Here is a 14934-nt window from a genome sequence, read left to right as displayed (position 1 = left end):
CCCTTGTTCATTAGTTGACTTCCGAAAGTATAGATATTTTTTCACCGCCAGTTATTGACGAATCACCGTAGAATGCTGATATTAATCCGTTGTCCTGTGCAACATAAAGTTTATCGTTTTCGGCGGGTAAAACCCCAAACGCTCGACCTGTTAACGCTGCATCTGATAATAAATTAAAACTATCACCAGAATCATAACTAACAAATACATTGTGAGTAACATTACTTGTCGTAACATATAAACAATCTGAAACACTATAAACACCATAGATAGTGTCTGCGAAATCCTTTATTGATAGCCATGTATCACCGTTATCGATTGTTCTCCAAAGTTTTTTTGAATCCGCTAAAAAAATCGCGCCCGTTACCTTGTCAGTAAAAAACCTATTCGCGGGCGCTAAAGGGAACGGAGTGGGATTTTCACTCTCCCACGTGACACCATCATCAGCACTTCTAACACAGTAATCATTTGCGAATACTAATATATCGCCATTTGGGCAAATAATTGCTCTTTCTTGAGTTCCAGTCAGCCCGATTGGGTCTATGAGTGTACTTGAAATACCGTCTAGGTCACATAAATACAAGCTTGGAGTGCCATAGGTCACTTGAACTATAACTTTTCCATTATCCAACCACGCATTACCTGCCGTACCCACTCCACTTAAAAGAGTTACAGTTACAATGCTTAAATCCATTAAATCAATTGATGTTAGCTTTATATCTGCTCCATCAGCATGTACAACATAATATTTATTATTTTCAACAAATACTTCCCTACCTATAAGGCTTAGCCCCCCGCCTATACTTACATTAGTTGAAGATAAATCACTGGCGTTTACTCTATACGTTTTTGTGCTATCACTATAAATCAATACATCATTAATATTAGAATAAGCCATTCCATAAATATGACTGGAGTCATTACTTACAATGCCGCTTATTGCTGTTTCTATCGGTTCTTTTACTATAACTTTTGTTCTTTTTGTCGCTGTCGGTAAATTAACAAAGCTATTAATTGCGCCTTGCGTTGAAATTTCAAATAATTCATTTGCTTTTATTTTTATAGCATTGGCGATTGTCATCCCCGCACCACCAACAAAAAAATCATTTTTCGCGCTTAATGTAACCTTACCTCTGCCTGCTGATGATGGTAATAGTTGCGTTACTTCATTATAAAAAGATAAGCCAGTCTTACTTTCAAGTGCAGAAGAACCGACAATTTTTGAATCCATTGGTGAATACGTTAAAGGTAAATTACCTAACCATATTTTAGTTTGTTGGCTTACTTCACTGAAGAACGCGACACTTTCAAAACCTTGCGGCACTGGAAAGGCCATCCCACTAACAAGCTGAGTTTGCATCACACCACCACCAGATAAGCGAACTCTTGCGGTAATTTCACCCGCTGCAAGTACAACGTTTATATATTTCCCTTGCTTGCCTTGCTCTGTATACTCACCCGCATTTAATAAAATATTGTGTAACATGGCTAAATTATCCTTTTTTCTTTAAAACAAACGCGGCAACAACTAAGCCACCAACCAAAACACCAACCGTTTGCAAGTTGGTTTTTGCTAAGTCTGCACCGTCTGAGCGTGAAAAATCTTCAACAAATTGCATTGATGCTTTGTAACCGTTCGCTAAAGCATCGTTATTATCTTGTTGCTGTACAAGTGACGCTTGCTGAGAAGTTGAAAATAAACTTTTTGCTAAATCTGCGCCCATTTGATTTTGCATAAAACCTTGCTCTGATATTTGCAAAGCCGCGTTTATATTTCGTTGGCCACTATTGTTAATAAGTTCAGCTGCATTAGCTGTTGCCCGTTCTCCACTTGCTAAACTTTCAGCTAACATTAAGCCTGACATATTTGTCATTTCAGACACTAACCCTGCATTCTCTGAAACAGAAAATGCTGCAAAGTCTGTCATTTCAGACACTAAACCCGCATTCTGAGAAATTGCATCACTTGCAAAATCTGTTGTAGTGTTAAAATAATTATCAGTTAATGCAAAGGCATTATTTGCAACGCCCGACATTGCACCAATTGAACTATCAGCAATAGCCGCCATGTTATTTGATGAATTGTTAACGCTTTCAAAAGACGCACCAGCAAGTAAACCCGCTGATTCTATTGCACCATAGTCTGTGTTAGTAGTGGTGAATGAATTGTTGTTACCATCGACAACATAACCATTATTATCACCACCGATACCGATTGATGATGATGTATTAGCACTTGATGAGCGTTGCTCTGACTTAGATCCCATCTTAGATCTCCATTTTAAAAATTATTTCAGATTGAACCCAACCGAATTCACGCATTAAACGTTGTAATGCGGGTCTTTTGGTATGCATTCGAGCGGTCTTACAACCGTGTAATTTGGCGAGCCGTTTAAGCATTCGAGATGATTTGTTTAGACCTTTCCCCTCGGCACACATAACCACTAATTCTTTATGTGTTGAAAGTTGGTCAAAGCGCGTAATAAATGCGCATTCGGCAATACTAAAAGCTTCGGCAAGCTTTTTATTTAGCATTGTTTCAATTTCGCTTTTATCACTACCTAAAGAGCGTTTACAAAGTTCTAACGCTCTTTTGGTAGTGAGTGGAATTACTTTTTCATCCACACTAAAAGCCCAACAACAGCAACGGCAGCAATTATCATCATTTGGTTATTAGAACTATTAGCACCAACAGCGCCAAACGTCATATTACCCACGTGATAACTAGCATCACTAGCTAAGTCACCATTTGAAGCGCCAGAATTAGGAATCAAACCACCACCCTTGCCGCCGCCGCCAAAAATCGACCCTAAAGATGCAAGCGCCCCCATCATTTAAAGCCTTTCATACGCAAGACAAACGCCAAACCAAGCAAGGCCAAGCTTGCGTACAAAACAGGCTTTTCAACAGTAAAACCCGTTTTTTCTTGAGTAGTGCTAATATCACTATCAAGAACGGTTGCCGACCCGTTCGTTAACTCGCTAGTTAATTTAGCTTGTGTTAAATCGCCGCCCTGTGATGATTTTTGCGCTTTAATTTGCTCAACTCTTCCCCACAAATCAAGCGCATTACTTAACCCCGTGTTAATTGTATCAAGCCACCCCGACCCAGAATTCTGAGTAGCAACGGGTGAATTAGGCATAACTGGCATAGTCATAACGCCCCCTTAAAAACCTACTGGTGAATAAATATCAATATATTCAACCATTACTTCTACTTGTCCAGTAGATGCAGCTGTACAGCGCAAGCGCATATCTTGAATTTCAGCACGAAGTGCCAAGGCGTGTGTAATATCACCATCACGAATTAAGTCGATTACTGTCGCATCGGCAACTTGCGGAACTCGCCCGTTAGCTTTTTGAATATCAGCCGCTTTGTCTGCGGGTATATTGTGCCAGTTCGTGTTATCAACAACTAATTCAGCTTTTGTAATTTCGCAAGAACCATCAGCGTTCGCATCTGGCATATATAAATGAAAAGCCGCAATACTAGCGCCGCGTGGACGCGGGATATTATCAATATCAAATTGGCCCGACTGCGAAACGGGAACAATAAAGCGACGGAATTTTGTTAAGTAGTTAGGAACACCCGCAATAGATTGAACTTTATCAGCCCATGCGGTTAACACTGGCGCTGTTGCCCCTGCATCAATATCAATAGAGATATTACACGTTTGAATACCTTGGCTTTTATGAGTATCTAAACCAAAAAAACGTTTGTCACGTAATTGATGTAACTCAGGACGTTTAAAGTTAAACGTTATACAGCCCGAAGTAGCTGCGCGGTCATAATGCGCATCTATTGATAAAATACGTTGCCCGTTGACATATTCGGAAATTAAATTTCCGTTAATTTCATGGCGAATATTTTTCAATTGCGTAGCGGTTACACCTGAAAAATAGAGGTATACAGCCTCATAGGTGTTACCCGTTGGCATTACAATTGAAACTGTATTACCCGCTGCGACATTTGCAATAGTTGGTAACTGTTCTAAAATTTTCATACCAACCCCTTATAAGTATTTTTTGACAGATAAAGGTGCAAATTTTTTGATTGCTGCTAGAACAACAATTGAAGCTAGTGCGTTTTTCAGCATTGCTTTTGTAAACATGGCGTGTCTCCCGACATTGCGATTTGATTTGCGGGCGTTTCACAACGTGCCGCACTTGAAAACTAAAGATTAACTATTTTTTTAATGTAAACAATAGCGTTTATGTAAATTCCCGTTAACGAAAAATTATTTTTTTAACGGGGTTTTTTTTCGGGTTTTTTTAACGGCTTTCGGTTTCTCTTGATGTGTTTTAGTTTCTTTTTGTCTTAGTTCAAACGCTTTAGACTCTCGGTTATAGTCATATATTGCGGTTGTTCCCAATCGTCCACCAGTAACCGACAAATCAGCCCTATTAAACTCTATCCAATCCAACGGCTTTAAACGTGCTATTTCGTCGTAATGAATATCAATTTCTTTTGCTACCGCTTGTCTGTCATTTAATCGACCTAACGCGCCCGTTCTAATAAATGCCGCATTTGACAATATGGTTTTATCTGCCTCGGCGGGGCGCTGAGTAACTGCGCAAATAGTTATACCGTACTTGCGGCCCCTACGGATTAATTTACCCCAACACGGCGGAGCTTTTGCCGCTGTTGTAACGTCTGCAATTTCTTCAGCAATAGCTAAACAATTTTTCCAAGCAAATGCAGCATTGGCCCAAAATTCAAACGCTTTTAAACCTTCGGCAACAAATGCCACTTTTAACGAACTATTAGCATTAGCTTTTAACAATGCAATTAGTTGATTGGGGCTTTCAACACGAATAACACCTTTTTCTGTGTGATACTCATCGTCGGGGTCAAAAATAATAGCCCGTTCACAATGTGATAATTTAACTTTAATGTTTGCGCTTTTTCCTGTTCCTGAATTTCCACAAGCATATAAATGTTTAGCATCAAGCGCCGTGTTAACTGTCATCTTTTACCCCCTTTGGTGTTAGTACACCATTGCTTGATGCATTATCAACGACTTGTTTTTTTACAGCAGACTCGCTTTCATGATCACTCGGCTTTTTATCTTTTGTTTTTTCTATTCGCATCGGCTTACCTACGCGGGTTTTTAATATGATACCCGTAACCATAATTGCCGATATTTCAACGCCGAATTTACTTAATGAATTATCAGGTAAGTATTTATCAAGTAATGCACCGTAAACTATGCCTAGTTGTTCACATTCAGCCTCTTGTAGCTCCCAATTCGGGGCAAATATATCGGCAGTAACTTTTATTGCGGGGCCTAAAAGTTCGGCTATTTCCATATCAGGAACTGAAATATTACCTTTTTCAGTAGCAGGGGCTTTGCTTTCTGGTAGTAACTCGGATTCGAGTTCATTAGCTTGTATTTCTAAACTTCCCCATGCATTTTCTGCATCTTGGGTTTCTGGTGTATCCATCTTTATTCCTTAGCGTTTCGCAACGTTTAGTATTTTTAAATGTTATTCATCAAACAAAAAATTAAGTAGTGATTTTTCTTTTTTTGGCGGGGCATTTTCGTTAACGGGTTTTACTTCGGGTTTCACTTCGGTTATTTCTATTTTTTCGGCTATACTTTCAGCGGTTACTTTCGTTAACGGTTCACCGTTACCATTAATGAAACGCGTGTTTTCTTCTAGCCACTTCTGGCCCCCAATTAAATTAGGGGTCATTTTACCCGCAAGGCCAACATAATATAACTTTCGTTTTTTATCTCTGCGAACCTCGGCATTATCACCCATTATCGGGCATTTTACGTGCCCTATTGTTACATTAGCCATAATCAACGCCCCGTTTTAATATGATTTTGAATTAACAAAAAAGCCTTATCTAATTTTTCCTCGAGCTTTTTAATTCTTTCTGCGTCATGAATACGATCATCATTTAACGATTGCATAATATTGACTGAATCAATTACGCAAGTTTGGGCCGCAGCTGCACGTTGTAACATAGACATTTTTAATACAGCCGCAATTTTCGCCTTTAATACCTCAATTAACTTTGTTGTTACCATTGTTAAAACTCCAGTTATTTAGTTAAACAAAAAAAAGTAATACAACCCTGCTTTTCGCAATAAAGCATAAGTTCTTTATGACAAGTATCAGATAACCTATGAAGCTTTATTGTCGCGCTTTTTTTATTAATTATTATTAAATCCTGCCAAGGAACCATCTCGGTAAAATCTTTGATTTCATCTACTGTTTTTACAGGAAATAAATCGTGACCATTCAAAACCATTCTTATCTCTGTAATATCTTTTAACGGAAACGTTAAAGACTCTAAATTTTGCGGAACCGATATAGAATGCCAGTAACCACCAACAGCCACATTTGTACTCATTTTGAAAAATCGCTTAATTGACTCTTTGAACATATCATTTCACCTTTTTAAAATATTTCTTAATTCATTAACGTTTCGCTGTGCGAATTTTTGCGCAGTTTGTGGAGTCTTGGCCTCGCTCTGGTATGTAGTATCACGAAATCCACGCTGCCAAGCTGCGCGGCGGCCTGGCAATCTGAACGGGCAATCATCGGAATGCTTGCCGCGAATCGCTGCCAACTGGCCCGACTCATAATCGCGCTGCAATGTAATTTCTGTAAATCTAACTTTCACGCTTTTCACTCCATTCAATGCAAATTTTTTTGGGCGAAAAATTACACTTCGTTATAGATTGGTTAACGGGCATTGACAGCACTCTGAATCTAATGCTCTGAATGCCGCACCGCACCCTCTTGATTGTTTAATTGTTCAATTGCTTAAACAGTTTTCTTTTTTAAAAACCTCTTACAATCCCTTTCAGGGCTTGCGCTGTAAAAGGAGGTCGCTATCGCTCCAATTCTTAACCGCTGATAAATGCCAACGCTATACCGTTGAAACTCTTTACCTTATTATTGCTGCACTTCCGCTGCGCTTCAGATGCAGCAAGCCCCTAGAGAACCAGTAAAAAAATTACTGCTAAATGCAGCTTTTTATACTTAAATCACTAAAGGCCATGCAGCAATCTAAAGCTCGCGTTATTGCTTCAGACGCTCCAACCGATTGACAACGGTTGAAGATAGTGGGAATTACAGCGCTTTCAGTCTAATGCGCCCCTTTCACCTACAGCCCCACCACACAAATATCATAAGTAACTACCTCGCCTTTTTAACGTGCTGCCGTTGGTCTACCCGTTGCACTTGTTACTTAGCAGGCTGCGACCCCTGCATATTCGTCGCTTCGTACTGCGTTCAGTTTCGGTGATAGGTCCTTGATACTGAACTGGGCCACTCAATCCCCATCTTTCAACGTAATGCACTACCACTCTCTTCAACCCAATAGCGCACCCAATTAGCCAAAAAACCTTTTTAACGAGCAAAAGAAAGCCCACGCTGTTAAGCATGGACTTTGTTTTAATCGTTAATAGGGAATAGTTTTGCGTATAAAACGCGTCTAATAAGGTCAACATTCAGCGGGTTAACCTTGTGCGCAATAGCTAACCGCTTTCGATAGGCTGCTCTATTGTCAATTTTTGTTATTTTTTCAACTGGCATTAATTCTTACCCCGTAAAGTTACCCTGAAAAAGAATCGGTGAGATTGTCGGCCAACGCACCCACCACAGGGTAAAAAATGTTTAGAAGTTGCTTAAGTGGCTATGGGCTGAATCAACACAGTGAGTGCGAACTACAACAGGCAAAACGGCTTGCACCACGAAAGCATTTAGAAGATAGCAACGCCTTAGCTGACATGTCAACGGGCCAGATGCATGATTGCGCCCTGCTTACATGGTGATATACTAAATATGCGAACTACAAACAGGTGAATATGATGAACTTCTTAGACGTGTTAAATGCAGCCACATCAGACCTTTCAGACAACAAGCTTTCTCAAAAACTTGGAATTAGACGGCAAACCGTTTCAGGTTGGCGCAATTGCGGCAAAATACCAGAAGATGAAACGCTAGACAAACTAGCAGAACTAACAGGAATACCAGTGGAGAAAGTGTACTTTGCAGCATACTCAGACAAAGTACAAAACCCTATAGTGGCTGAGTTATTAAGAAATAATAGCAACTTAAACGCATAACAAAAAAACCGCTTAATCTAGCGGTTTTTTTTACAGCTATCATTTAACAGATAACTTTAATTTTATGAGTAGCACACAAAAAACATATTATTTAACAAGCGTTTTGAGCGCCTTATTTTATATAGCCTTGCGTCAAAGTTAGTTAACTATTTTGAAATATAGTGTCGAAGTAGAAGGTCTTATTAAATAACACAACCAATGAGCCAGCTAATGCAAACAATAAAAGCGCTTTTAATACTTATACTAGCTTCACTGCTGTTATCTTTTTCAGCGCATACTAAAACGGTAGCGCAGTTAACGCAGTCTTTACCTGCATACAGCAAAGTCTACGATGAAACGCGTAACCCATTTAACGATGCTACGGCAGCAATCGCATTAGCGCAAGCTAGCCAACGCAATGTAATAATAGAAATTGGCGGTAATTGGTGTACTTGGTGCCATAAAATGGACGCATTTCTTGAGCAAAATCCTGATATATACCAAACTTTACATAAAAATTATGTTTTACTTAAAATTAACGTAAGCGATGCTAACGAAAATGAAGCATTTATGAAGTCGTTACCGCCCGTTTTAGGCTATCCTCACATGTATGTCTCTACTAGCAGTGGTAAAATGATGTTATCTAAAGACACAGCAGAGTTATTAGCGGGAGATAACTACTCTAGAACTGAGTGGATAGCTTTTCTTGAGCGATGGCACATTAATAACAACCCCGAAAACCTACAAAAGTTGAATGTACCCTAATGAAAGAGTCATTTTTTAACAAACACTATAATACGCCTAAGTGGCTTAAAGACAAGCTTTCACGCCGACAACTACTAAAGTCTGCTGCAGGAACAAGTGCATTAGCAGCAATACCGTTTAGTTCACTGACGTTTGCCCAAAAAGAAGATGTTGAGTCAACACTTAATGCAGAGCCTTGGCTAACGTTAAACGCTGTGCTTAATCATTTATTACCCAATTCAGAGCAGGGCATTAGTGCGACCGACATTAAAGCAACATATTACTTGTATCAACTCATTCATCAGCAACCTACCGCTACAGACGAAATAAACTTTATATACAAAGGCGTTGGCTGGTTAAATAGTTACAGCCAAAAGAAAACCGATAAAGTATTCATTGCTCTAACACCAACAGATAAAGAAGAGGTTTTGCGCGACATTAGCCGTTCAACGGCAGGCGATAATTGGATCTCAATGCTAATAAGTAACTTGTACGAAGCAATGTTAACGCCACCTTCGTATGGAGGAAACCCAAATGGTATTGGTTGGAAATGGCTTGAACACCAAGCAGGTTTTCCTTTACCTGAGGCCGGCGAGCGTTACTTCGAGTTACCACAGCGAAGCAAACAAGCGGCAACTGCAAGTAAGCATATAATTCCCACCCGAAACACATTCGCAGGCAAACCCCGCACGCAAGGAACAACCAAAGCATGAAATATGATATTTGCATTGTAGGTAGCGGCGCAGGCGCTTCACCCGTTGCTTACACCTTAGCCAAAGCAGGTGCTAAAGTACTTATTTTAGAAAAAGGACCTTGGCTTACAGAAAAAGAGTTTTTTAAAGACGAACTTGCCATTAGTTTGCGCGACGCATACAACCCCAAATTAAGCGACGAACAGCACGTTATTGAAGAGCTATACCAAGACCAAAATGGCGAAGCATACTGGCAGGGCGAACCTACTAGCGAGTCAGGCTGGAGCTTTTGGAATGGTAATGTTGTAGGCGGCTCATCTAATTTCATGAGTGGCTACTTTCATCGATTAAAACCGATAGACTTTAAATTAAAAAGTGAATTTGGCGAAATTGAAGGAGCAAATGTTGAAGACTGGCCAATTACTTATGAAGAATTAGAACCATACTATGCAAAGGTTGAACGCGAAATAGGGGTTTCAGGTAAAGTAGTGCAACACCCATTTCAAGAGCCTCGTTCAAGTGACTTTCCTTATCCACCTGTATTAGAACACCCAGTGGCGTCGTGGATAGACAAAGCGGCAAAGCTGATTGGCTATCATGCTATTCCAGTACCGCGCGCTATATTATCGCGCCCTGCTATGGGCCGAAATAGCTGTGAATACTCTGGTTACTGCTCTAGTTATGGCTGCTCTTCAGGCGCAAAAGGCGATGCAAGAGCCGCATTACTTAATCATGCAGTAGCAACAGGCAACTTAACCATTATCCCCAATGCTAAGGTGTATCATTTATCAAGCAACGAAAGCGGCGAAGTTACCGGGGTAAATTATTACGACAGTGCAGGTCGTAAAAGGTTGGTAAGTGCTAACATATACGTTGTAGCTTGCCAGGCAATTGAAACCTCGCGCTTATTGTTAGCATCAAAAAGTAAAAAATTTCCTAATGGCTTAGCAAATAACAATGGGCAAGTAGGTAAGAATCTTGTTTTTAGTGCGGGTGGCACAGGGCAAGGAGACTTTAGCTATGATCAACTCACTGAACAAAAACAAGCAGAGTTAAAACAAGTAGGCCCATTTATAAACCGCGCACTACAAGATTGGTATCAGATAAACGATAAAAACTTTAATGGCGCAAACCAGCAAGGTAAAGCAAAAGGTGGCACTATTGACTTTCTCTTCTACCAAAACCCAATTGCCAGAGCGCGAGGTACAGAGCGAGATGAAAATGGCGAGCTAATGTGGGGCAAACAACTACAAGCAGCATTACATAAAGAGTTTACTTCATACAAAACCTTACGATTTGAAGTGTTTAACGACTGGTTGCCTACCGACGATTGTTTTGTCACCCTTGATCAAGAAACTACTGACAAATGGGGCGACCCCGTGGCAAAAGTACGTATTGGTGCTCATGGTCACGACTTGCTAGTAGGCGAATACTTAGCGGAAAAAGGCGCAAAGCTACTAGAAGCTATGGGTGCTGAAAACATAAGCACATCGGTAAGTAGTTATCCGCCAACAAATTTAATGGCAGGTGGCTGTAGATTTGGTGTCGACCCGAAAACATCAGTGCTAGATAAAAATTGTCGGGCACATGAAGTAAATAACCTTTATGTAACCGACGGCTCTTTTATGCCAACAGGTGGCAGCGTACCCTATACCTTTACCATTTATGCCAATGCCTTTCGCGTAGCTGAACATATAAAGCGACTGTGGAAACAGGTGTCGCTGAAACCATAAAGTGACATAATGAAACCATAATGTGACAAATTTAAATCATAACTTGACATAAAAAATATAAATTAAATTTTATTACATATATAATTCCATTTAAATCATAGTATTAATTTGAAATTAAGCCATATAATGACAAATTGTTTATTTATTTCGGTTGGTTTATACTCAATACCAATAAAAATACTTGGTTTATTGTATGTATATTCGAAATTTGAGAAAGCCTTCTCCAAACAAAAACGTATTTAAATTCGCTAGTGCAAAAGTTAATGAAGTCATTATGTGTGAGAGTACATTGGAGTTTGATGCTTGTTTTCATCATGAATATAACGATGAAATTGAAGATTATGGCAGTCAGCCGGAAGGTTTCAAATATGAATTCAATGGAAAAATCTTTCCTTATACCCCAGATGCTTTGATTCTATATAAAAATAGTAATGAGAAATATCACGAATATAAGCCATATAGCCAGATATCATCTCTATTGTTTAGAGCCAAATTTAAGGCTAAACGAAAAGCATCTTTAAAATTGGGGCGAGAGCTCATCTTAGTAACCGATAGGCAAATTAGAGTTAATCCTATTCTAAATAACTTGAAACTATTGCATAGATACTCAGGCGTTTATGGTGTTAATACTGTTCAGAAGGAACTGCTCAATCTTATTCAAAAATCAGGTGCCATGAAATTTAATGATGTTAGCTCTCAAGTAGGATTATCAACTGGTGAAGCGCGGTCTTTCTTATATGCATTAATACATAAAGGTTTTTTAAGAGCAGACTTAAGCCGTGATGATTTGACTAATAATCCGACTTTATGGCCAGTTTATGACTGATTTTAATGATGAGTTTGATGAATCAATAATACCTAATAAACCTGAAACTCCCTCTCAATATGTTAAATTAGATAACGCTAATTTAATAAAGCGGGATTTAGATACTTTCCCAGATTTTTTAAAAGAAAAAGCGCTAGATAAATATAAGTTAATTAGTTTTATCGACAAAGAAATTAAAGGTGGTTGGACTCAAAAAAATATAAATCCAATTATTGATAAATTATTTAATGAAGGTAACTCAAATCGCCCTAATTGGCGAACTGTTGCTCGTTGGCGTAAAAAGTATATAGAGAGTAATGGAGATCTTGCTTCTCTTGTTTCTGAGCATCATAAAAGGGGTAATAGAAAAAAACGTATAGAAGGAGATGAGGCTTTTTTTGATAAAGCTTTAGAGCGATTTTTGGATGCTAAAAGACCTAAGGTTTCTAAGGCATACCAGTACTATAAGGATCTTATTGTTATTGCAAATGAAAAAATCGTTGAGGGTAAAATACCAGCGGTATCCTATACTGCATTTAATAAAAGGATTAAAGCACTACCTCCTTACCCACTTGCAGTTGCAAGACACGGTAAGTTCAAGGCAGATCAATGGTTTGCTTATTGCTCTTCACATATACCGCCTACGAGAATACTCGAGCGTGTAGAAATAGATCATACACCACTTGATTTAATTCTTCTTGATGACGAATTACTTATTCCTATTGGTCGGCCTTATTTAACATTACTTATAGATGTTTTTAGTGGCTGTATTATGGGATTTCACCTAAGTTATAAATGTCCCTCTTATGTATCAGCTGCGAAAGCAATTTCCCATGCAATTAAGCCTAAATCGCTCGATTCCCTTAGCATAGAGTTACAAAATGACTGGCCTTGCTATGGTAAGATAGAGAATTTGGTTGTGGATAATGGTGCTGAGTTTTGGTCTAAAAGTTTAGAGCATGCTTGTCACTCAGCAGGAATAAATATTCAATATAACCCTGTTCGAAAACCATGGTTAAAACCATTTGTGGAAAGATTTTTTGGGGTGATTAATCAATACTTTTTATCTGAATTACCAGGTAAAACATTTTCAAATATTTTAGAAAAAGAAGAATATAAACCTGAAAAAGATGCAATTATGCGTTTTTCAACTTTTGTTGAAGAGTTTCATCGTTGGATTGTTGATGTACACCATCAAGAAAGTGATTCACGAGAAACTCGTATTCCAATAAAACAGTGGAATACGGGTTTTGATGTTTATCCTCCACTTAAGATGAGTGATGAAGAAGAGGAAAGGTTTTCTGTCTTAATGAGGATCTCTGACGAAAGAACATTAACCAGAAATGGCTTTAAATTTGAAGAGTTGATGTATGACTCGACAGCTTTAGCTGATTATCGTAAACATTACCCACAAACCAAGAAAACGATAAAAAAAATCATCAAGGTAGACCCTGATGATATTTCAAAAATTTATGTCTACCTTGATGAGTTAAATAGTTACCTTGAAGTACCTTGTACAGACCTTTCTGGTTATACAAAAGGCCTGAGCCTTTATGAGCATAAAACAATCAAAAAAATTAACCGAGAAATTATAAGAGAATCTAAAGATAGTTTGGGCTTAGCGAAGGCCAGGATGGCTATCCATGAACGAGTAAAACAGGAACAAGAGCTTTTTATAACAACGAAACATAAGGCCAAAATTTTGGCAGTTAAAAAGCAAGCCCAATTAGCTGATATCAGTAATACAGGTAAAGGCACAATTAAGATAGAACAAGATGATAATGTGAAACTATTAAGTGGCGATAAGACTCGTTTTACTTCAAGTATAATTGATTCATGGTGTGATGATCTTGAGGCTTTTGAATGAGAGCTTTAACTTTAAATGAAAGTGAACTATTAAAAAATTTTAGTGAATGTTTGGTTGAACACCCTCAAGTAAAAGAAATCTTTCAAGATTTTGACGACTTAAGGCAAAATAGAACTTTTCAGTCTGATCAACAATGTATGCTTCTTATTGGTGATACCGGGGTTGGTAAGAGTCATTTAATCAATCATTACAAAAAACGCTCATTAGCAACGCTGAATACCAATAGTCAAAAAGTACCAGTTCTAGTAAGTAGAATATCGAGTACTAGGGGCTTAAGTAGTACACTTATTCAAATTTTGGCAGACCTTGAACTATTTGGAGCTAAATATAGGGGAACAAAAGGTCACGACAATGACCTAATCAAAAAGGTTGTAGATAATTTTGTTCGTGCAGAAGTAGAATTATTAATTATTAATGAATTTCAGGAGTTAATTGAATTCAAATCAACAAAAGAAAGACAGGTTATCGCTAATGCTTTGAAATTTGTAAGTGAGGAAGCCAAAGTTCCTATAGTTTTAGTTGGAATGCCTTCCTCCGAACAAATAGCAGAAGAACCACAATGGTCTTCTAGACTTATTAGAAGAAGAACTCTTGAATATTTTAGTTTAAAAAATAAGCGAAAGTATTACCTTCAATATTTAATGGGGCTAGCTAAGAAAATGCCTTTTGAACAAACACCTAAGCTTGAAGAGCCTCATTTATCAATCGCTATCTTTTCTGCTTGCCGTGGTGAAAACAGAGCACTAAAGCATTTGTTATTAGAAGCAATAAAAATGTCTTTTCTAAAAGATAAAACAGAACTAGATAAAGAATGTTTCAAAGATGCCTACGATGCTATTTATGGGAAAAATATAAAGAACAATCCATTTGATCAGGAAATGAACGATATCGAAATATCTGAGGTTGTAGAAAATTCAAGATATAACTCAAATGCCATGTCTCAAGATGATATGTTAATATCAAGAGTTTTTTCAGAGCCCAAAGCCTTCAAATATCTATAATAAAAATACACTGTTGAGTGATTACAA

General features: G+C 38.3%; 21 protein-coding genes. 8 read left to right on the top strand and 13 right to left on the bottom strand.

From position 1 onward, the window contains the following. Positions 1-10: 10 nt before the first annotated feature. The 13 genes from QUD79_RS16250 to QUD79_RS16195 all read right to left on the bottom strand — a co-directional run bounded on the left by QUD79_RS16250 (position 11) and on the right by QUD79_RS16195 (position 7553). Complete coding sequence (locus tag QUD79_RS16250; RefSeq protein ID WP_184423666.1) at positions 11-1486, bottom strand: hypothetical protein; 1476 nt, start codon at positions 1484-1486, stop codon at positions 11-13. A gap of 7 nt (positions 1487-1493) precedes the next feature. Further along, a complete protein-coding gene (locus QUD79_RS16245) occupies positions 1494-2267 on the bottom strand; it encodes a hypothetical protein (RefSeq protein WP_184423667.1) in 774 nt (257 codons plus the stop codon). A gap of 1 nt (position 2268) precedes the next feature. Next, on the bottom strand, positions 2269-2625 hold the full coding sequence (locus tag QUD79_RS16240; RefSeq protein WP_184423668.1) for a hypothetical protein: 357 nt from the start codon (positions 2623-2625) through the stop codon (positions 2269-2271). After that, complete coding sequence (locus QUD79_RS16235; RefSeq protein WP_184423669.1) at positions 2610-2834, bottom strand: hypothetical protein; 225 nt, start codon at positions 2832-2834, stop codon at positions 2610-2612. The genes QUD79_RS16240 and QUD79_RS16235 overlap by 16 nt, the downstream gene beginning before the upstream one ends. After that, positions 2831-3157, bottom strand: a complete 327-nt coding sequence (locus QUD79_RS16230) for a hypothetical protein (protein ID WP_184423670.1) — start codon at positions 3155-3157, stop codon at positions 2831-2833. Before QUD79_RS16230 ends, QUD79_RS16235 begins: the two co-directional genes overlap by 4 nt. Before the next feature lie 9 nt (positions 3158-3166). Beyond that, positions 3167-4003 (bottom strand): major capsid protein P2, encoded by an 837-nt coding sequence (locus QUD79_RS16225; protein WP_184423671.1) that lies wholly within the window; start codon positions 4001-4003, stop codon positions 3167-3169. A gap of 234 nt (positions 4004-4237) precedes the next feature. Continuing rightward, on the bottom strand, positions 4238-4969 hold the full coding sequence (locus QUD79_RS16220) for an ATP-binding protein (protein WP_184423672.1): 732 nt from the start codon (positions 4967-4969) through the stop codon (positions 4238-4240). Next, positions 4959-5444 carry a hypothetical protein gene (locus QUD79_RS16215; protein WP_184423673.1) on the bottom strand — a complete coding sequence of 162 codons (486 nt, stop codon included), beginning with the start codon at positions 5442-5444 and terminating at the stop codon, positions 4959-4961. The genes QUD79_RS16220 and QUD79_RS16215 overlap by 11 nt, the downstream gene beginning before the upstream one ends. Positions 5445-5486: 42 nt before the next feature. Next, positions 5487-5804: a hypothetical protein gene (locus tag QUD79_RS16210; protein WP_184423674.1), complete on the bottom strand. Its 318-nt coding sequence runs from the start codon at positions 5802-5804 to the stop codon at positions 5487-5489. A 2-nt stretch (positions 5805-5806) separates the two neighbouring features. Then, complete coding sequence (locus QUD79_RS16205) at positions 5807-6037, bottom strand: hypothetical protein (protein WP_184423675.1); 231 nt, start codon at positions 6035-6037, stop codon at positions 5807-5809. Between the two features lie 14 nt (positions 6038-6051). Next, complete coding sequence (locus QUD79_RS16200; protein ID WP_184423676.1) at positions 6052-6396, bottom strand: hypothetical protein; 345 nt, start codon at positions 6394-6396, stop codon at positions 6052-6054. A gap of 6 nt (positions 6397-6402) precedes the next feature. Further along, complete coding sequence (locus QUD79_RS17485) at positions 6403-6636, bottom strand: ribosome modulation factor (protein WP_350226571.1); 234 nt, start codon at positions 6634-6636, stop codon at positions 6403-6405. A gap of 776 nt (positions 6637-7412) precedes the next feature. After that, positions 7413-7553 (bottom strand): hypothetical protein, encoded by a 141-nt coding sequence (locus QUD79_RS16195; protein ID WP_184423677.1) that lies wholly within the window; start codon positions 7551-7553, stop codon positions 7413-7415. A 77-nt stretch (positions 7554-7630) separates the two neighbouring features. On the opposite strand from QUD79_RS16195, the gene QUD79_RS16190 reads away from it, so the two are divergent. From QUD79_RS16190 to QUD79_RS16155, 8 genes are all read left to right on the top strand, one after another. Continuing rightward, positions 7631-7792 (top strand): hypothetical protein, encoded by a 162-nt coding sequence (locus QUD79_RS16190; protein WP_184423678.1) that lies wholly within the window; start codon positions 7631-7633, stop codon positions 7790-7792. Between the two features lie 33 nt (positions 7793-7825). Then, entirely contained in the window at positions 7826-8086 is a 261-nt protein-coding gene (locus QUD79_RS16185; RefSeq protein ID WP_184423679.1) for a helix-turn-helix domain-containing protein, read from the top strand. A gap of 210 nt (positions 8087-8296) precedes the next feature. Next, a complete protein-coding gene (locus QUD79_RS16180) occupies positions 8297-8830 on the top strand; it encodes a thioredoxin family protein (protein ID WP_184423680.1) in 534 nt (177 codons plus the stop codon). After that, complete coding sequence (locus QUD79_RS16175) at positions 8830-9522, top strand: gluconate 2-dehydrogenase subunit 3 family protein (RefSeq protein WP_184423681.1); 693 nt, start codon at positions 8830-8832, stop codon at positions 9520-9522. Before QUD79_RS16180 ends, QUD79_RS16175 begins: the two co-directional genes overlap by 1 nt. Further along, entirely contained in the window at positions 9519-11234 is a 1716-nt protein-coding gene (locus QUD79_RS16170) for a GMC family oxidoreductase (RefSeq protein ID WP_184423682.1), read from the top strand. Before QUD79_RS16175 ends, QUD79_RS16170 begins: the two co-directional genes overlap by 4 nt. Before the next feature lie 193 nt (positions 11235-11427). Further along, positions 11428-12060, top strand: coding sequence for a TnsA endonuclease N-terminal domain-containing protein (locus QUD79_RS16165; RefSeq protein ID WP_184423683.1), 633 nt, complete (start codon positions 11428-11430; stop codon positions 12058-12060). Next, positions 12053-13906, top strand: a complete 1854-nt coding sequence (locus QUD79_RS16160; RefSeq protein WP_246454913.1) for a TnsB C-terminal domain-containing protein — start codon at positions 12053-12055, stop codon at positions 13904-13906. The genes QUD79_RS16165 and QUD79_RS16160 overlap by 8 nt, the downstream gene beginning before the upstream one ends. Then, a complete protein-coding gene (locus QUD79_RS16155) occupies positions 13903-14907 on the top strand; it encodes a TniB family NTP-binding protein (RefSeq protein ID WP_184423684.1) in 1005 nt (334 codons plus the stop codon). The genes QUD79_RS16160 and QUD79_RS16155 overlap by 4 nt, the downstream gene beginning before the upstream one ends. The last annotated feature ends 27 nt before the right edge of the window (positions 14908-14934 follow it).

Origin of the sequence: Thalassotalea piscium, assembly GCF_030295935.1 — a bacterium.
Classification (GTDB): domain Bacteria; phylum Pseudomonadota; class Gammaproteobacteria; order Enterobacterales; family Alteromonadaceae; genus Thalassotalea_B; species Thalassotalea_B piscium.
This window is presented reverse-complemented; position numbering and strand designations above follow the sequence as displayed.

Excerpts from the sequence above, each read along its gene's own strand:
- QUD79_RS16250 (WP_184423666.1), bottom strand. The coding sequence starts at position 1,486 with ATGTTACACAATATTTTATTAAATGCGGGTGAGTATACAGAGCAAGGC.
- QUD79_RS16245 (WP_184423667.1), bottom strand. The coding sequence starts at position 2,267 with ATGGGATCTAAGTCAGAGCAACGCTCATCAAGTGCTAATACATCATCA.
- QUD79_RS16235 (WP_184423669.1), bottom strand. The coding sequence starts at position 2,834 with ATGATGGGGGCGCTTGCATCTTTAGGGTCGATTTTTGGCGGCGGCGGC.
- QUD79_RS16230 (WP_184423670.1), bottom strand. The coding sequence starts at position 3,157 with ATGACTATGCCAGTTATGCCTAATTCACCCGTTGCTACTCAGAATTCT.
- QUD79_RS16225 (WP_184423671.1), bottom strand. The coding sequence starts at position 4,003 with ATGAAAATTTTAGAACAGTTACCAACTATTGCAAATGTCGCAGCGGGT.
- QUD79_RS16220 (WP_184423672.1), bottom strand. The coding sequence starts at position 4,969 with ATGACAGTTAACACGGCGCTTGATGCTAAACATTTATATGCTTGTGGA.
- QUD79_RS16215 (WP_184423673.1), bottom strand. The coding sequence starts at position 5,444 with ATGGATACACCAGAAACCCAAGATGCAGAAAATGCATGGGGAAGTTTA.
- QUD79_RS16210 (WP_184423674.1), bottom strand. The coding sequence starts at position 5,804 with ATGGCTAATGTAACAATAGGGCACGTAAAATGCCCGATAATGGGTGAT.
- QUD79_RS16205 (WP_184423675.1), bottom strand. The coding sequence starts at position 6,037 with ATGGTAACAACAAAGTTAATTGAGGTATTAAAGGCGAAAATTGCGGCT.
- QUD79_RS16200 (WP_184423676.1), bottom strand. The coding sequence starts at position 6,396 with ATGTTCAAAGAGTCAATTAAGCGATTTTTCAAAATGAGTACAAATGTG.
- QUD79_RS16195 (WP_184423677.1), bottom strand. The coding sequence starts at position 7,553 with ATGCCAGTTGAAAAAATAACAAAAATTGACAATAGAGCAGCCTATCGA.
- QUD79_RS16190 (WP_184423678.1), top strand. The coding sequence starts at position 7,631 with ATGTTTAGAAGTTGCTTAAGTGGCTATGGGCTGAATCAACACAGTGAG.
- QUD79_RS16185 (WP_184423679.1), top strand. The coding sequence starts at position 7,826 with ATGATGAACTTCTTAGACGTGTTAAATGCAGCCACATCAGACCTTTCA.
- QUD79_RS16180 (WP_184423680.1), top strand. The coding sequence starts at position 8,297 with ATGCAAACAATAAAAGCGCTTTTAATACTTATACTAGCTTCACTGCTG.
- QUD79_RS16175 (WP_184423681.1), top strand. The coding sequence starts at position 8,830 with ATGAAAGAGTCATTTTTTAACAAACACTATAATACGCCTAAGTGGCTT.
- QUD79_RS16170 (WP_184423682.1), top strand. The coding sequence starts at position 9,519 with ATGAAATATGATATTTGCATTGTAGGTAGCGGCGCAGGCGCTTCACCC.
- QUD79_RS16165 (WP_184423683.1), top strand. The coding sequence starts at position 11,428 with ATGTATATTCGAAATTTGAGAAAGCCTTCTCCAAACAAAAACGTATTT.
- QUD79_RS16160 (WP_246454913.1), top strand. The coding sequence starts at position 12,053 with ATGACTGATTTTAATGATGAGTTTGATGAATCAATAATACCTAATAAA.
- QUD79_RS16155 (WP_184423684.1), top strand. The coding sequence starts at position 13,903 with ATGAGAGCTTTAACTTTAAATGAAAGTGAACTATTAAAAAATTTTAGT.